Source organism: bacterium (assembly GCA_019695335.1).
Classification (GTDB): Bacteria; CLD3; CLD3; order SB21; family SB21; genus JABWBZ01.
The window spans coordinates 14,527-31,297 of sequence record JAIBAF010000013.1; the positions used below are offsets into that span (position 1 = coordinate 14,527).

Annotated in this window: 14 protein-coding genes; 12 read left to right on the top strand and 2 right to left on the bottom strand. The window is 44.2% G+C overall.

All coding sequences use genetic code 11. From position 1 onward, the window contains the following. Positions 1-3 precede the first annotated feature (3 nt). The 3 genes from K1X84_05000 to K1X84_05010 are packed head-to-tail and all read left to right on the top strand — an operon-like array spanning position 4 to position 3,816. A complete protein-coding gene (locus K1X84_05000) occupies positions 4-1,770 on the top strand; it encodes a hypothetical protein (GenBank protein ID MBX7150974.1) in 1,767 nt (588 codons plus the stop codon). Beyond that, positions 1,767-2,519: a hypothetical protein gene (locus K1X84_05005; GenBank protein MBX7150975.1), complete on the top strand. Its 753-nt coding sequence runs from the start codon at positions 1,767-1,769 to the stop codon at positions 2,517-2,519. The genes K1X84_05000 and K1X84_05005 overlap by 4 nt, the downstream gene beginning before the upstream one ends. A gap of 16 nt (positions 2,520-2,535) precedes the next feature. Then, on the top strand, positions 2,536-3,816 hold the full coding sequence (locus K1X84_05010; protein ID MBX7150976.1) for a hypothetical protein: 1,281 nt from the start codon (positions 2,536-2,538) through the stop codon (positions 3,814-3,816). On the opposite strand, the gene K1X84_05015 is transcribed toward K1X84_05010, so the two are convergent. Next, on the bottom strand, positions 3,808-4,410 hold the full coding sequence (locus K1X84_05015) for an HAD family phosphatase (protein MBX7150977.1): 603 nt from the start codon (positions 4,408-4,410) through the stop codon (positions 3,808-3,810). The two genes, K1X84_05010 and K1X84_05015, sit on opposite strands and share 9 nt — an antisense overlap. A gap of 300 nt (positions 4,411-4,710) precedes the next feature. On the opposite strand from K1X84_05015, the gene K1X84_05020 reads away from it, so the two are divergent. From K1X84_05020 to K1X84_05060, 9 genes are all read left to right on the top strand, one after another. Then, a complete protein-coding gene (locus tag K1X84_05020; GenBank protein MBX7150978.1) occupies positions 4,711-5,760 on the top strand; it encodes a phosphate ABC transporter substrate-binding protein in 1,050 nt (349 codons plus the stop codon). Between the two features lie 123 nt (positions 5,761-5,883). Then, on the top strand, positions 5,884-8,052 hold the full coding sequence (locus tag K1X84_05025; protein ID MBX7150979.1) for an ABC transporter permease subunit: 2,169 nt from the start codon (positions 5,884-5,886) through the stop codon (positions 8,050-8,052). Positions 8,053-8,096: 44 nt separating this feature from the next. After that, a complete protein-coding gene (gene pstA, locus K1X84_05030; protein MBX7150980.1) occupies positions 8,097-9,722 on the top strand; it encodes a phosphate ABC transporter permease PstA in 1,626 nt (541 codons plus the stop codon). 112 nt (positions 9,723-9,834) lie between these two features. After that, positions 9,835-10,647, top strand: coding sequence for a phosphate ABC transporter ATP-binding protein PstB (pstB, locus tag K1X84_05035; protein MBX7150981.1), 813 nt, complete (start codon positions 9,835-9,837; stop codon positions 10,645-10,647). A gap of 71 nt (positions 10,648-10,718) precedes the next feature. Further along, entirely contained in the window at positions 10,719-11,405 is a 687-nt protein-coding gene (gene phoU, locus K1X84_05040; GenBank protein MBX7150982.1) for a phosphate signaling complex protein PhoU, read from the top strand. Between the two features lie 33 nt (positions 11,406-11,438). Further along, entirely contained in the window at positions 11,439-12,152 is a 714-nt protein-coding gene (locus K1X84_05045; GenBank protein MBX7150983.1) for a response regulator transcription factor, read from the top strand. Next, complete coding sequence (locus K1X84_05050) at positions 12,149-13,591, top strand: HAMP domain-containing protein (protein MBX7150984.1); 1,443 nt, start codon at positions 12,149-12,151, stop codon at positions 13,589-13,591. Before K1X84_05045 ends, K1X84_05050 begins: the two co-directional genes overlap by 4 nt. A gap of 139 nt (positions 13,592-13,730) precedes the next feature. Beyond that, the gene (locus tag K1X84_05055) at positions 13,731-14,375 is read left to right on the top strand and encodes a DUF47 family protein (GenBank protein MBX7150985.1); all 645 of its coding nucleotides are present in this window, start codon (positions 13,731-13,733) and stop codon (positions 14,373-14,375) included. Positions 14,376-14,393: 18 nt separating this feature from the next. Then, complete coding sequence (locus K1X84_05060; protein MBX7150986.1) at positions 14,394-15,380, top strand: inorganic phosphate transporter; 987 nt, start codon at positions 14,394-14,396, stop codon at positions 15,378-15,380. A 3-nt stretch (positions 15,381-15,383) separates the two neighbouring features. Here the strand turns inward: K1X84_05060 and K1X84_05065 are convergent, their stop codons facing one another. Then, positions 15,384-16,739 carry an FAD-dependent monooxygenase gene (locus K1X84_05065; protein MBX7150987.1) on the bottom strand — a complete coding sequence of 452 codons (1,356 nt, stop codon included), beginning with the start codon at positions 16,737-16,739 and terminating at the stop codon, positions 15,384-15,386. Between the last annotated feature and the right edge of the window lie 32 nt (positions 16,740-16,771).

Below are 16,771 nucleotides of genomic sequence, written 5' to 3' on the forward strand. Positions count from 1 at the left end.
AAAATGAAACTCCTCATTACATTTATTCTCAATGTTCTTATAATTCCAGTCTGTGTCTACGCTCAATTTTCTCCCGGTGAATTGGCCCAATCGCATGCACATCTCGAAGGCATTGACAACTGTACGCAATGCCACGATCTTGGAAAGAAAATTGAAAATTCCAAATGTATCGATTGCCATTCGTTGATAAAAAACCGTATTGAAAAAAAGACCGGCTATCATGCTTCTACAGAAGTGCAGGGAAAACTGTGTTACGAATGCCACCGCGATCACAATGGACGGAAATTCATCATGGTTGAATGGAAACCGTCGAAAGAAAAATTCAATCATGATCTAACCGGTTACAAACTCGAGGGAAAACATAAAACCGATAAGTGCGAAGCCTGCCATCAACCCGATTTTATCAAAGATCAGGGTGTGATCCAACGGGTAAAAGATGGGTTAAATTTAAAACAAACTTTTCTCGGACTTTTTCAAGATTGCCGTTCATGCCATTTTGATGAACATCGCGGTCAATTCGATGATTGTTCAAAGTGTCATGATTTCCAGGATTGGAAACAATCGTCTTCCGCTAAATTTGATCATCAAAAAGCACGGTATGCGTTAACCGGTAGACATTTGTCTGTAGAATGTGTAAAATGCCACGCTCCCGTAAACGATTCGAAGAAAAAACCGGATGGAAAAACTGACCTCGATTATTTTAAATACAAACCGCTTAATTTTTCAAACTGTACTCCTTGCCATGCCGATCCGCATGAAAACAAATTTGGCCAAAACTGCACGTCGTGTCACGTGACTTCAGACTGGCGAAATATTCGCAATCAATCCTTCGACCACTCTCTGACACGTTATCCATTAGTAGGAAAACATACGACAGTGGCCTGCGAACGTTGCCATCAGCCTGATCCTAAAAAGCCGTCCGTTTACAAAAATATGAAATTTGCAGAGTGCACGGACTGTCACGCCGACGCACACGCTGGACAACTGGCCGCGAGAGCGGATAAGGGCAAATGCGAATCGTGTCATGACGTCTTCGGATTCCATCCATCGCTCTTTACCCTCGCCAGGCATACAACGGAGAGCCGTTACCCGTTGACCGGCGCTCACGAAAAAACCGAATGTATCAAATGCCACGTAAAATTATCTCCAAAGGAATTTAAAGATCGAACGGGTTTCAAGGCGACGGCCGATTCAAATTTCATCGCACTCAAGTTTTTCGATCAGCGTTGCAGCGCCTGTCACAAAGACATCCATCGCGGCCAATTTGCGGAAAAATTAAAAAATAATGATTGCAACATCTGCCATAAAACATCGGCATGGAAAGATCTGATTTTTGATCACGCCAAAGATTCAGGATTTCCATTGTTAGGCAAACATCAAAACGTTACCTGCGACCAATGTCATCCGATGGTCGATGCGACGACGGAATTCAAACGCGTTTTATACAAACCTGTTTCGAAATTCTGCGAACACTGCCACACTGATATTCATGAAGGACAACTTACTCAACATCCCGACGCTACTACCGCTCATCCGAAAACTTATTGCGAAAATTGCCACACCAACGATGCGTTCAAGCCGACGATTTTTGATCACAATAAACAATCGCGCTACGCACTGACCGGCGCACATCAAAAAGTCGCATGCAATAAATGCCACCTACAAACTACGATCAAAGCGGATACGTTGAATACTCTGTACAAGCCGATCAGCACGGAATGTGCCGCCTGCCATCCCGATCAACATGAAGGAGTGTTTGAAATCAAATGAAAATGATTTTTTTTACAGCATTTTTGGTAATGGCGTTTGAATGGAACAATTTACCGGCCAAGCCCGATAATACAATTTCATTGGACACTAGTTTGTTGCCGGACACGCCGTTCGTCAAAATTCCGCACAAAACGTTTGATGTCCCATGCGAAGCATGTCACACAACCGAATCGTGGAAAATTTTGAAACCCAGGATCGATTTTGATCATGCGCGTACGGGATTTCCTCTAATTGGCGCCCACGAGCAGATTGCCTGCAATGCTTGTCACGCGGGAGGCAAGTTCAACGCAACGGTTCGTGAATGTTATATGTGCCATGAAGACCCGCATCAGGCTCAGCTCGGCGTCGACTGTGAACGCTGTCATAATGAAAATGCCTGGGCGCCCTCGATTTTCACTCACGACGATCAAACATTTTTTATGACGGGCGCGCACAAAGGACTCGATTGCGCCAGTTGCCACAAAAATCTGATCACTTTTAAAATGCCGGCTATCCAGGAATGCGGCGATTGCCACGTTCCGATCGGTGCGACCACGGATCATAACCAGTACAAAATTTTCGGCGACTGTCTCTCATGCCACAATTTAAACGCGTGGGACAACTATCCTCATTTAGACGAATGGTTTTCGCTCACCGGCCATCATCGCCGCAGTTGTGAAACCTGTCATCGCCAGGCGCCAAACTATTCAACCTATACTTGTCGTGAATGTCACGATTTCGATCATAAAGGCGAAGGGCATGACGATTAACGTCATTTGAATTATTATGAAAAAATTGATCATACTTTATTTGTTTGCCGCAACAACTTCGGCATTCAGCCAAATTGCCGGATCGAACAATAATCTCGTCGGACGTTTTTCAGTTGGATGGAATTACTATTCTGAAGGCGCGTCGTTGTCGCCGCAACTCAACAGTTTTACCAATTACGGAATGCTTAACTATCGTTCATTCTCCAATGACGGACAGACGATCCGATATCAATTTCGTGGAGATTTTTACCAGAAAACAGGTCTGACGACAACACCCACTCTTGATCGCAGCGCTCAATTTAAAAACCGTTATATTGTCAGACAATTGTACGGTTCCTATTCAATTTTTCACGGTGAAATTAAACTGGGACGTGTTGTTCCGCTGGGTACGAATGTCGACGCGTATCCGATCAACGGAGCTGTTGTAGAAAATATGATAGTAAACAACGTATGGCGCGTATCGGCTTTCGGTGGAAAAATTCACGATGAATATGCCAATCGTTTCGAAGGATTAGGCTACAACGCCGGAGGAAGCGTGACTTACGATCGCAAAACGTGGATACTCGGAACAGGATTTACTTCCGAACAATTGCGTGAGACTAAATTAAGCAAAGCGTATCTCTTCGGAGAATATCGCCCGTCATTGCAATGGCGTTTTAGTTCACGTAATCAGTATATCACTAATCGTTCGTTGATCGGCTATTCTCAAAATGCGCTGTTGTATCGAATCAATAGAAATTTCAGCGTACGTCTGTTTGCCGAATATCATGATCGACGGGCGTATGCGCCGGCGCCAACGGACAGCATCGGATGGGACCGCTTTTTCGAAACAAAAAAAGAAACTCTGTTCGGCGGCACGGTTCGCTACCAGCTTTTTAACCGCAAAAATATCGGCGCGATAGAAATTGTCCCGGCTTTCAAAAAGCGGATCGGTAACGACGGCTTGACATATGGCGCTGTGCAATTAAATTATCGAAATTATTTCTGGTCGCGATTTAATTGCGGAATTGCCGGCAGTTATACCAGCAATCAGTGGCTCGACAATGTCAAAGCAAGCGTATACTGGAACAAAAATTTTCTTGATGGAAAATTAGACGGTGGAATTTCAGCGGCATTTAACGCTTATAAGTGGAGTAATGCCGGGGCCGGCACTAAAAATTTATCAACTGTTTCATTTGATATGAATTATCGTTTGAATACTGCATGGAACATCACGTGCGTTGTATATGAAGAATTCGGCAATGCGACCGATCCTCATTCGGGAATCAATGTACGGATGAATTATTATCTACGATAAAATTTTCTCGCGCCGTAATTCATCAATCAATACAGTTTCGGGCGTCAGATGAATCGCCCGCATGCCCGCTTTTTTCGCGCCTTCCACATTGACCAAAAGATCGTCAATAAACAAAGCCTCCGGCATAGCCACATCCAGCTTCGAACATGCCAATTCGTAAATCACCCGATCCGGTTTCATCAACCCAACCTCATGGGAATATACTCGTACATCAAATCGATGTAAAAATCCGTAGCGTTCTTCGATCCATTTGACGTGAGAGGCATTCGTATTGGAAATCAATCCGACGGAATATTTTGGCTTTAAAATCTCAATGAGATCGATGTGTTTTTGCATTGGCTCGAAGATATCGTTCCACAAATGCTGCAGTTCATCGACGGTTCCTTCATAGGCCACCAATCGATGCAATTGTTTAAAAAAAATTTCAATTGAAATTTTCCCAAGCTCGAAATCCAGCGCTAACGAACTTTGCGTGACAAGTTTCAAAATCTCTTCGTACGACTTAGCCGAACGTTGCGTCATCGCCGTCACGTTACGTTTCCAGTCAAAATGAACCAACACTTTTCCTAAATCAAAAACCACGGCCCGAATCATATTCCTCTTTTCATTATTTTTTCAGAAGGGGTGAATATAAAAATAATTTCTTCTCTGCCAAAAGGATTAATTTCTCAAAATTATTGTTAACAAATTATTATTCACATTTAATTTCATAGCTACTGCCTTATTTCCTTAAATATCAATAGTTCAGCCACATTTTAACCCTGCCCGATTCTCGCCTATTTAACAATACGGTAACATTTATCTAATAAATCATTAGTACAAACGCGTTAGATTTAACTGTTTTTTAAGCTTGTGTGACTTATTCCTAACACTCAATAAAAGGAGAAACATCTCATGCGTTTAACGAAATGGTTTGTATTCGCGATCATGTTGGCCGGATTGGCTGTCATGGTAAGTTGCGGCGACAAAAAGAAAGAATTTAAAAAAGAAGAAGGTACGGAAATGAAAGCGTCTACGGCTGCCGCTGCTTCGACGGCTGTCAAAGTGGACGAAAACCTTCCGAAATATGAAAAAACCAGCGGCGTGTCCGGAAATCTCAATAGTATCGGCTCAGACACGATGAATAACTTAATGACATTGTGGGCGGAAGAATTCAAAAAACTCTATCCCAGCGTCAATGTACAGGTCGAAGGCAAAGGTTCCAGCACTGCTCCTCCTGCATTGATCGAAGGCACGGCTCAACTCGGCCCGATGTCGCGCCCGATGAAGAAAGAAGAAGTTGATAAATTTGAGAAAAAATACGGTTTCAAACCCACCGGTATTGCGACGGCATTCGACGGACTTGCAGTATATGTTCACAAAGATAATCCGATCAAAGGTCTGACCATGCAGCAAATCGATGCGATTTTTTCTAAAACGCGTAAAGGTGGCGCAAAAGAAGATATCGTGACGTGGGGACAACTCGGTCTCGATGGCGAATGGAAAGACAAACCGATCAGTCTGTACGGCCGTAATTCGGCGTCTGGCACCTACGGTTTCTTCAAAGAACATGCTCTGTTCAAAGGCGATTATAAAGACAATGTCAAAGAACAACCGGGTTCGGCTTCTGTCGTACAAGGCGTTGGTACCGATAAATATGCCATCGGATACAGTGGCATCGGCTATATTACAACGGACGTCCGTGCCGTACCGATCGCTCAGAAAGAAGGCGACGAATTTGTAGGCGAAAGCTACGACAATGTCAAGTCCGGCAAATATCCGATGAGCCGTTTCTTATACGTTTACCTCGCTAAAAATCCCGCCAAGGATATGGATCCATTGGTAAAAGAATTTGTGAAATTTATTTTAACGTATGAGGGCCAGCAAGTAGTTGCCAAAGATGGTTATATGCCGTTAACGGCGGATATTATCAAAGAGCAATTGACTATTTTAGAAGGTAAATAAAATTCTATTGACCTCGCTGTACAGTTAATCCCCGAACTTGATTCGGAGTTTGCCAATCGGTATTTGCAGGCTTTGAAACAAGTTCGGCGGAACTGACAGAGAACTTAATTATCGGCGGCTTTCATGCATTTACGTAACATTACGAATAATCTTGCAACTGGAGTTATTACAACGGGCGGCATCGGTCTGATCATCATTGTCGTCGGTATTATTTTATTTATATTTTATCAGGCTTTGCCGTTGTGGCAAAGCGCTAAAACGGATAAACTGCAAGACATCAATATTGCGCAACTGATTCCTTCCGATGAATCCGTTGTGTACGCCGGCGAAGAAGAACAAAAAGAAATTTTATACGTCATCACTCAAAATGGCCGTATTTATTTCGTTAACCTTTCACAGAACAAATTAATCGGTCATACGGAACTGACCAAACTCAACGGCCATTCTATTTCGTCAGCGGCCGCACTTTTTGGAACACACCGCATCGCACTTGGAACCAATCACGGTGAAATTGCTGAAATCGATATCAAATTCAGTACGTTATTTGAATCGAACGGACGTACGATTGTTCCCGAAGCCGTTGAAAAAGGGTGGTACCGCCTTCATAACGATTCCCCCATCACGCGTTTGGAAATCGGTCATGAAGACGACCGTTTGGTATTTGCGGGCGTGCAAACCACTGACCGCCAGAAAATTTTTGTTGCACGAACATTTGCAGACACGGCGGCTCTTCAAATTAATTACTTGGAAAATTTTACAACCGCGGTAACGGCATTGACCGTTAACTCGTCGTCATCTGAAATTATTTTTGGATTCGGCGACGGTTTTATCGAACGGCGTAATTTTGACGGAAATCTAATCGAACATATCAACGTTTCATCGCAAGCCGTCACAGCTTTAAAATATCTGATCGGCGACATTACTTTGATCGCAGGCGACGCGCGAGGCAATGTCACCGGCTGGATGGTTGTTGGAAGCAACGGTACTGCGCCAACTTTAACGAAATTCCGTACCTTTGAAACGCATGCACAGCCCATCCAAACTATTGCCGTTTCATGGCGAAATAAATCATTCATAACTGCCGACGCTTCCGGCGTTATTCATCTGAATCACTCTACAACTGAACAAACTTTATTGAATCTGAAAGCTGCCGATCAGGCAGCACATCTTGTAAATTTTTCTCCGAAGTCCGACGGTATTCTGATTCTGAACCCTTCCGGCATAATATCGAATTATCAACTTACTAACGCACATCCGGAAGCAACCTTTAAGACGTTATTTGGAAAAGTATGGTACGAAAGCTACCCGGATCCGTCCTATACATGGCAATCGACCGGAGGCACCGATGATTTCGAGCCGAAGATCAGTATGATCCCGTTGATATTCGGAACGCTCAAAGGAACGTTGTACGCCATGGTTTTTGCCATTCCACTGGCGATTTTTGGCGCCATTTACACTTCACAATTTGCTCATCCGCGAATTCGAACGATCATCAAACCCGCCGTGGAAATCATGGCTGCTTTACCCAGCGTTGTGATCGGATTTATTGCCGGATTGTGGCTCGCACCGCTGATGAAAAACGTGATGGTTGAATTTATCGTCATGCTGATTCTCACACCGTTATTGATTTTCTTTTTCTTTTACGGTTACAGCCAATTGCCCCGGCGATGGACGTCATCCATCAAGCAGGGTTATGAAGTTTTTATGATGATCCCGGTGTTGATCTTGGCCGGATTCCTGTGTTATCAGATTGGATATACGATTGAAAGCGGTTGGTTTGGCGGGGATATTCAGACGTGGCTGTACCAAACGCTCGATATTCGTTACGATCAAAGAAATGCAATTATCGTCGGTATCGCAATGGCCTTTGCCGTCATGCCGATTATTTTTACGATCACCGAAGATTCGCTCAGCAGCGTTCCCGCTCATTTAACTTCTGCGTCACTGGCGCTCGGTGCAAGCCGCTGGCAAACCGCCGTCAAAGTTGTACTCCCGGCCGCAAGCGCAGGGATTTTTTCAGCCGTCATGATCGGTTTCGGCCGTGCCGTCGGTGAAACCATGATCGTACTGATGGCGACCGGCAACACGCCGATCATGGACTGGAGCATTTTCAACGGCATGCGCACGTTGTCCGCCAATATCGCCGTGGAAATTCCTGAAGCGCCGCATGGCGGAACACTATACCGGGTTTTGTTTCTCTCAGGAGCTTTACTTTTTATTATGACGTTTATCGTCAATACCGTCGCTGAAATCGTGCGGCAACGGTTACGGAAAAAATATGCAACGATGTAATAAATCTTATTTTTTGATTTCTATAGTCGGATTCTAATTTTTATATGAAGAAAATATTACAAAGCGGCGATTTATTTTTGTGGTTCACCGGAGCGGCCCTTGGAACGATTATTCTGCTGGTTGCCGGACTGCTCTTTATTGTGGGATTGAATGGCGTCGGAGTATTCTGGCCTTCCAATCTTGCGTTGGTTCAATACGGCGACGGACGCCAATGGCTGGGTGAAATCGGCGCTGAAGAAATGATCCCGTCGTCCAATCTTCCTGAAAATTTGAAAAACGGCAATCATGCCCGCTTCCAAATGAAAATCGGTAACCGCGATGTGTACGGTGTCGATTTCAAATGGATCAACGACTACGAATTGGCGGAGTTGCGTTACCCGGAAAATGCCATCGCCGTCGAGCGTCGTGAATACGGCAATCTGTACGGTTTTCTCGAAGGCATCAAAGAATCGGACCGGCTGATCGTTCAAGGTGATGAAGCGCTGACCACGTTTGCTTCATTGCTCGAAAAATCCAACGATGTTTTCAATCAAAGAGCCAGCTTGGAAAAAAGTGAAGTTGGAATAATCAATTTTCGAATTGAACAATTACGCCTGAAAATAAAACAATTGGAATACGATGGCGGTCATTCGGAAAGTGAAATTCAGGCGCTTCGGGCTTCCATAGATGATCAGCAAAAAAAATATGAAGTTTTGCGGCAGTCGATCGATGAATTGAACGCCAAAACGGCATCCACTTATGTGATTTTTAAATTAGCCGACGGATCAACAAAAGAAATTCCCATTTCTAAAATCATCCGCTTCTATTTGCCGAATCAAATGAACTGGCCGGATAAATTGCAATATTACGTAGCAAAAATCTGGGAATTTCTTTCCAGCGATCCCAGGGAATCGAATACGGAAGGCGGCGTATTTCCCGCCATTTTCGGAACCGTAATGATGGTATTGATCATGACACTGGCTGTCGTGCCTTTTGGAGTGCTGGCTGCTGTGTATTTGCGTGAATATGCCAAACAAGGTGTTCTGGTACGATTGATCCGCATTGCCGTAAATAACCTGGCCGGCGTTCCTTCGATCGTATTCGGAATTTTCGGATTAGGTTTTTTTGTGTATTTATGTGGCGGTACAATTGATCAATTATTTTACCCGGAACGGCTTCCATCGCCGACGTGGGGCACAGGCGGAATCTTATGGGCTTCGCTGACGCTGTCGCTTTTGACGATTCCTGTAGTCATCGTTGCAACAGAAGAAGCGATCAGCGCCGTACCGAAAGGCGTGCGCGACGGCTCGATGGCTCTGGGCGCTACCAAATGGCAAACGACGTGGCGAGTCGTATTACCGGCATCGACGCCCGGGATATTGACCGGTGTGATTTTATCGATGGCACGCGGGGCGGGCGAAGTCGCTCCGCTGATGATCACCGGCGTCGTCAAACTCGCTCCGAATCTACCGATCGATCAAATGTGGCCATTGGTTCATCTCGACCGGAAATTCATGCACTTAGGTTTTCACATTTATGACGTTGGCTTTCAATCGCCGAATGTCGAAGCGGCAAAACCAATGGTTTTCATGACAGCGTTGCTTTTGATTGCAATTGTGTTATTGCTGAATCTTACAGCCATTATCATTCGCGCACGGCTGAGAAAAAAATATCAGAGTTCGGCTTTTTGATAAATTATTTAACTAATAAAAATAAATATTTCGTACAATGAACCGAGAAATCCTTATGAGTGAAAAACCGGCCGCCTACACCAATTTCAAACAAGCATTGGACGGCAAAGCGATGAATGAATCCTCTCCCATATCGAATGACAACGACGGAGAGAAAGGTGCGCGCACCGGCTCCGTTAAAATCAGTACGCGGCAGATCAATATGTTTTATGGCGATCACCACGCACTGAAAAACATTTCCCTCGATATCATGGCCAATGAAGTGACGGCGTTAATCGGTCCTTCCGGTTGCGGTAAATCGACCTACTTGCGTCTTTTTAATCGCATGAACGATCTTGTAGACAACGTTCGCATCGAAGGGGAAATTATCATTGACGGTAATAACATTTACGGTCGCGATGTCGACGTGGTCTCTCTACGTAAACGCGTCGGAATGATCTTTCAAAAATCCAATCCATTCCCTAAATCGATTTATGATAACGTTGCGTATGGTCCGAAAGTCAACGGACAGACTTCCAAAGCTTCTTTGGACGAAATCGTCGAACGCTGTCTCCGCAAAGCCGCCTTGTGGGACGAAGTAAAAGACCGGCTGAAAAGTTCCGCCTACGGGCTCTCGGGCGGCCAGCAGCAACGCTTGTGTATTGCACGCGCGTTGGCCGTGGATCCGGATATTCTGCTGATGGATGAACCGTGTTCCGCGCTGGACCCGATCGCTACACAAAAAATCGAAGATCTGATCGAAGAATTGAAGCACGATTATACGATCATTATTGTAACCCATAATATGCAACAAGCCGCTCGCGTTTCGGATAAAACGGCGTTCATGTGGCTCGGACAATTGATCGAATTCAATGAAACTAAAAAGATCTTTACGTCACCGTCGGAACGTATGACGGAAGATTATATTACGGGGCGATTCGGATAATAAAATAATTAATTTTAAATATTTTCTTTGCGTGGAAATATTTTAACCTAACATATAGGAATTTTTTTTATATGAAATCACAATTTACCGAACAACTGGCCAACCTCGAGAAACAGGTTATCGAAATGGGCAGTTTGGTCGAAAAACAAGTTAATGATGTCATAGTGTCATTGATCAACCGTGATGAAGCCTTGGCTTTATCGGTTATTGATAATGATAAAAAAGTCGATTTGCTGGAAGTATCCATCGATGAGGAGGTTTTGAATATCCTGGCGTTGCATCAACCGGTTGCGTTTGACTTGCGCGATATCATCGGGATTTCAAAAATTAATGGCGATCTCGAACGAATCAGCGATCATGCACAAAATATTGCCGAGTCGTCGAAATTTATCGTCAAAAATAATTATCAAGGAACGTTAGGCGTCATTCCGAAAATGGCCGAAGTCGTTCAGGCCATGCTGAAGGACGCTATAGACAGTTTCATTCACAAAGACGTGGATACGGCCTTATCGGTATGCAAACGCGACGACGAAATCGATAAGATGAACAAGCACCTTTTTGCGGATATTCTCGCCAACATGATCAAAGACCCCAATACGATTCCGATGTCGCTGGAATTGATTCGTATCAGTAAAAATCTTGAACGTGTTGCCGACTTGTGTACCAATATTTCCGAAGACGTCGTATTTATCCGCAACGCCAAATCGATCAAGCATGCGCGAGAACAAGCAGAATTGAAAAAAAATATTTCCGGTTAACCGGAAAGGACTACGGACTAATTTGAGGAAAGTATGAGTAAAAAAATCAAAACCATTCTTTGCGTGGATGACGAACAAGATCTGCTGGACATTTTGAGTTACAATCTCAAAAAAGAAGGCTACAACGTTTACACGTCAGACAATGGCGAAAAAGCTATTCAGATTGCTGACCGGATTAAACCCGATCTGGTTCTTCTCGACATCATGATGCCCGGCATGGATGGCATGGAAGTGTGCCGGCAAATCCGCAATCATCCTCAGATCAAGGACGTACACGTTATTTTTATTACCGCTAAAGCGGATGAAGTCGATGAAATTCTCGGATTGGAATTTGGTGCGGACGATTATATCACCAAACCTTTCAGCCCGAGAAAAATTATCACTAAAGTCAAAGCTGTTTTCCGGCGGGAAGAATTGAGAAAAGAATTTACCGAAGACAAAAAAGCCATTATTTCATTTAAAGGCGTGGAGATCAACCGCCTGAACTATACCGTCAAAATCAACAATGAAGAAGTTAAATTCTTGCACAAAGAATTTGAATTGTTATATTTTCTCATGAATCGCCCGGGTATGGTTTTCTCCCGCAATAATCTTTTGTATCATGTCTGGGGTGAAGACGCCTATTTCGTTGACCGGACTGTCGATGTGCACGTGACCAAAATCAGAAAAAAACTCGGTCCTTACGGCGATTATATTCAAACGGTTCGCGGCGTCGGATACAAATTTTCTCCCAACGGAGCTGAATGAGACGGATCAGTTCTCAAATTTCTCTCGCGCTAATAGGCCTCTTTTTCGTAGGGTTTGTCCTGCTTCTATTGATCGTCGATTTTACTTTGAAAAACAATCTGCAATCGCAGTTGATCGATCAGATGAAAATCGAATGCCTTCTGATCGACGATCTTCTCCCTGTTACGGACTCCATCGATCTCAACGTTTCAGATATTGCCCGAGTAACCAAAGGCCGATTGACCGTTCTCGATGAAAAAGGCGATATCCTCGCCGATTCGGAAGAAAAAAATTTCAAACAACCGCGCGAAAATCATCTTAACCGCGACGAAGTTCAGCAGGCGATCAGTGCGATCGACGGTTTCGGAGCCTCCATCCGTCACAGCAAATCCGTAGACGAAGATCTGATCTACACCGCTCACAAATCTCCCAAAGGGCGTTTCATTCGCTTGTCGCAAAAACAAAAATTTGAAGAACAAATTATTTTAAAAGTTCGGCTCATTTTTCTGTCGGCGGCGCTGGCTTCCGTTATATTAGTGCTGTTACTTATTCCAAGAGTGTCAAAACACATTACACAGCCACTGTCCGATATCATCGCGGCGGCTGAAGAGATTAAAGGCGGGAATTACGATAAAGAAATCGTTGCCCGTGAACCCAATGAAATCGGCGAACTCGCCCGTATTCTCAACGAAATGTCCGCCAAACTCAAAGGCGATATTCAAAAACTGAACCATTTACAGGAAGTACGCAAAGATTTTGTTGCCAATGCTTCACACGAATTACGCACGCCGATCAGTTCAATCCGGGGTTATGTTGAAACGCTGCTCGACGGCGCGCTTGAAGATGAAGCGGTCAGCCGTAAATTTCTCGAACGCGCATTGACCAACGTGATCCGCCTCGAAAATATCGTAAACGATATGCTCGATCTGTCGAAACTCGAATCGCGTGATAAAGGCCTTAGTTTACGCTATTTCGACCCGGTGACGGTTGTCAATAATTTAGTCGGCGATTTTGAAGAAACAGCCAATAAAAAAGATTTGAAACTTGTCAGCAAAAATGAATTGCCTGGCGAATTCAAATTGTTTGCTGATTTGTATCAATTCGAAAAAGCTCTGATCAATCTTGTAGAAAATGCGATCAAATACACTGAAAAAGGCCAAGTGTGTATCCGCATGATCGTTCAGGACAAAAATTTTATTTTGCGAGTTGAAGACACTGGACCGGGAATTAATCCTGATGATTTATCACGCATTTTCGAACGATTTTATCGCGTTGACAAAGGCCGTTCACGGCAACAAGGCGGCAGCGGTCTGGGTCTTTCTATCGTCAAGCACGTCATGGATATTCATAAAGGCCGTGTCGACGTCGAAAGCGAGCTCGGCCAAGGTACGCGTTTTATTCTCACCTTCCCCGCTACTCCGGCCCACGAAATCATCGGCCCGGTCTCCAAAATCGGATAAATTGCCTTATATTCCACCACTTCTCTTTTTTTAATCGAGAAAATTAAATCCGTGTTAATCAAATATTGCTTGAATGTTACGGGAAAATTAATTATGATGGCGTGCATTTTCTTATCCAACCTTAAAACGGAACCAAGCCATGGGATTTGACAGTATCATCCAGATTTTGTTGCCGAAAGACGACAAATTTTTCGCTTTCTTCGAAGAAACCGCCGAATCCATTCTCAAAGCCTCCGAACTCATGAAAACGATAGCAGGTGTATCCGAAAACGATCGGGCAAATATTCTTAACCAAGTCCACGACTATGAACACCGCTGCGATGAAATTACGCATAAAGTTTTTGCCGAGCTCAATGCAACATTTGTTACGCCGTTTGACCGCGAAGATATTCAACTTTTAGCTTCGGCGCTGGACGACATTATCGATTTCATGGACGAAGCTGCTCGCCGTTTTACATTATACAAAATCAGTGAATTTCCCCAGTCGATGATGGAATTGATCGATATTTTAAATAAATCGATTGCAGAACTCCGTCATGGCGTATCATTGCTCCGAGATAAACGCAAAACCAGTGAACTCAGGAAAATTCTTCAAAAAGTCCACGAGTACGAAAATGAAGCCGATCTTGTGTTCGAACAAACGATCGCCCATCTTTTCGAAAATGAAAAAGATTCCATCAAAGTCATCAAGCTTAAAGATATTTACGGCAGTTTAGAACGTGCGACCGATAAATGCGAAGACGCAGCCAATGTTCTCGAAACCATTCTAATCAAACACGCCTAACATTAACACAGACATTGCATGCTGACTCTGGTTATTACGATCATCTTTATCGCTTTAATTTTTGATTTTCTTAACGGCTTTCACGATTCGGCCAATTCGATTGCCACCGTGGTGTCGACGCGCGTACTGACGCCACGAAAAGCTGTGGTGTGGGCTGCATTTTTTAATATGGCTGCAGCATTTTTATTCGACGTACATATCGCGAAAACTATCGGCAAAGGCCTGATCGATATTGCCGTTGTCAATGAATGGGTTATAATGAGTGCGCTTATCGGTGCGATCGTATGGAATCTTTTAACATGGTATTACGGTATTCCATCGAGTTCATCGCACGCATTGATGGGTGGATATGCCGGCGCCGCGATTGCCAAAGCAGGATGGGGATCGATCATCGCCAGCGGATGGACCAATACTTTGATTTTTATCGCTGTGGCGCCGTTAATGGGAATGATCATGGGATTCACATTAATGGTTATTCTGTCGTGGATTTTTTATAAAAAATCATCGTCGAAAGTCAACGATTCATTTAGAAAGCTCCAGTTGGTTTCCGCCGCATTCTATAGCCTCGGTCACGGAACCAACGACGCTCAAAAAACAATGGGAATCATCACTGGCTTACTTGTAACAGCGGGCTATTTGCAAACCTTCGAAGTTCCGTTCTGGGTTATTCTCATTTCACATTTTGCCATTGGCGTTGGAACGCTTTTCGGAGGATGGCGCATTGTGAAGACAATGGGACAAAAAATTACAAAGTTAAAACCATCCGGTGGATTTTGTGCGGAAACAGCGGGCGCCATCACGCTACTCGTCACGGCATTTGGCGGAATTTCAGTCAGTACAACGCACACCATTACTGGCGCCATCATGGGCGTCGGTGCAACCAAACGTGTCTCGGCTGTTCGGTGGGGGCTCGCCGGCAATATTGTCATCGCATGGATTCTGACGATTCCGGCATCGGCGTTAGTCGGGGCGGCTTTTTATTATCTCGTAGCTTACTTCCAATAAGTGCTATAGCAATTTCTCAAGCTTTTCATTCACCAGTTTTTGGGCTTTATTCCAATCGACCTCATCCACATTTATTTTTCCCAACGCTAACTCGTTCAAAATCGTATCCTGAATCTTCCCTCTTGAAAGCGCTACAGAATACGGCATTCGGCGAAAAGTGACCATCGAGTATTTTGGAATAAATTGTTCGGGAAATTTCTCCTCAAGAACGTGCTCGATTTTCTTCTTCAAAACAAATACCGGATCGGCTACAAGATCGCGCATTTCATAAAAATTTTCTACGGCCAGATCAGCGATCGCATCCGTATTGATCTTCCGCGATTGCTCATATTCTGAAAATACCTTTTCCCAATCATCCCCATGCCGGCCGACACATTCATCCAGCACAACGCAATCTTCAAATGAACAGTTCATACCTTGCCCGAAAAACGGAACGATCGCATGCGCTGCGTCGCCCAATAAAGACGCCGTATTGCCGGCATGCCAAGGAAAACATTTGACTGTCATCAGTGAACTAGTCGGATTGTCAAAAAAATCTTCGAGCAATGTCGGCATGAGCGGAACGGCATCCGAAAACTGCTCCTTAAAAAATCGGTTTACCTTTTCTTTCGTATCAAGACTGGCGAAACTGACGTGACCTTCCATCGGAAAAAATAACGTGCACGTAAAACTGCCGTCCATATTCGGAAGCGCGATCAGCATGTATGTTTTTCGCGGCCAGATATGAAGCGCATTTTTTTCGATTAAAAAATTACCGTCACCTCCGGCAGGAATCGACAACTCTTTATATCCGTGTTCAAGATAACTTTGAGAATAATTGAAGCGCCCGATTTTCATCATATCATAACGAATCGCCGAAGCAGAACCATCCGTTCCGATAACCGTGTCAGCTTTGACACAGACTGTTTGTTGAGCTATTTCATCAAAAATTTCTGCCTCTCCCGTAGCAAAATTCATCCCTGTGCATCGTTTATTGAAATGAATCTTCACGCGATCGTATCGTTCAGCCAGATCCATCATCGCCATGTTTAACTGACCTCGGGATACAGAGTAAATGACTTCTGTGTCATCTTTTCCATATGGAATGAAATTTAACGCGCCTTCCGGAGCATGGATCAGCCTTCCTTTCATCGGAATTGCGATTTTCAAAATCTCACGATCGAGCCCGACGCCTTTCAAGGCATGTAAACCTCGCAACGAGAGAGCAAGATTAATGGAACGCCCGGCGCTGATGTGCGTGGTACGCATGTCCGGTCTGCGCTCGTAGATATCAACATAAAAACCACGCTTAGCCAAATAAACCGCCAGCAGTGATCCCGCCAACCCGGCTCCGATCAGAATGATGTGTTTTTCTTTCATGTGTTTTTCTCTAACGGTAATAAAATTCTGCG

What these genes read in the sequence shown, in the direction of transcription:
- K1X84_05060 (MBX7150986.1), top strand. Translation starts at nt 14,394, where the DNA reads ATGCTGACTCTGGTTATTACGATCATCTTTATCGCTTTAATTTTTGAT.
- K1X84_05000 (MBX7150974.1), top strand. Translation starts at nt 4, where the DNA reads ATGAAACTCCTCATTACATTTATTCTCAATGTTCTTATAATTCCAGTC.
- K1X84_05050 (MBX7150984.1), top strand. Translation starts at nt 12,149, where the DNA reads ATGAGACGGATCAGTTCTCAAATTTCTCTCGCGCTAATAGGCCTCTTT.
- K1X84_05005 (MBX7150975.1), top strand. Translation starts at nt 1,767, where the DNA reads ATGAAAATGATTTTTTTTACAGCATTTTTGGTAATGGCGTTTGAATGG.
- K1X84_05015 (MBX7150977.1), bottom strand. Translation starts at nt 4,410, where the DNA reads ATGATTCGGGCCGTGGTTTTTGATTTAGGAAAAGTGTTGGTTCATTTT.
- pstB (MBX7150981.1), top strand. Translation starts at nt 9,835, where the DNA reads ATGAATGAATCCTCTCCCATATCGAATGACAACGACGGAGAGAAAGGT.
- K1X84_05065 (MBX7150987.1), bottom strand. Translation starts at nt 16,739, where the DNA reads ATGAAAGAAAAACACATCATTCTGATCGGAGCCGGGTTGGCGGGATCA.
- phoU (MBX7150982.1), top strand. Translation starts at nt 10,719, where the DNA reads ATGAAATCACAATTTACCGAACAACTGGCCAACCTCGAGAAACAGGTT.
- K1X84_05020 (MBX7150978.1), top strand. Translation starts at nt 4,711, where the DNA reads ATGCGTTTAACGAAATGGTTTGTATTCGCGATCATGTTGGCCGGATTG.
- pstA (MBX7150980.1), top strand. Translation starts at nt 8,097, where the DNA reads ATGAAGAAAATATTACAAAGCGGCGATTTATTTTTGTGGTTCACCGGA.
- K1X84_05045 (MBX7150983.1), top strand. Translation starts at nt 11,439, where the DNA reads ATGAGTAAAAAAATCAAAACCATTCTTTGCGTGGATGACGAACAAGAT.
- K1X84_05025 (MBX7150979.1), top strand. Translation starts at nt 5,884, where the DNA reads ATGCATTTACGTAACATTACGAATAATCTTGCAACTGGAGTTATTACA.
- K1X84_05055 (MBX7150985.1), top strand. Translation starts at nt 13,731, where the DNA reads ATGGGATTTGACAGTATCATCCAGATTTTGTTGCCGAAAGACGACAAA.
- K1X84_05010 (MBX7150976.1), top strand. Translation starts at nt 2,536, where the DNA reads ATGAAAAAATTGATCATACTTTATTTGTTTGCCGCAACAACTTCGGCA.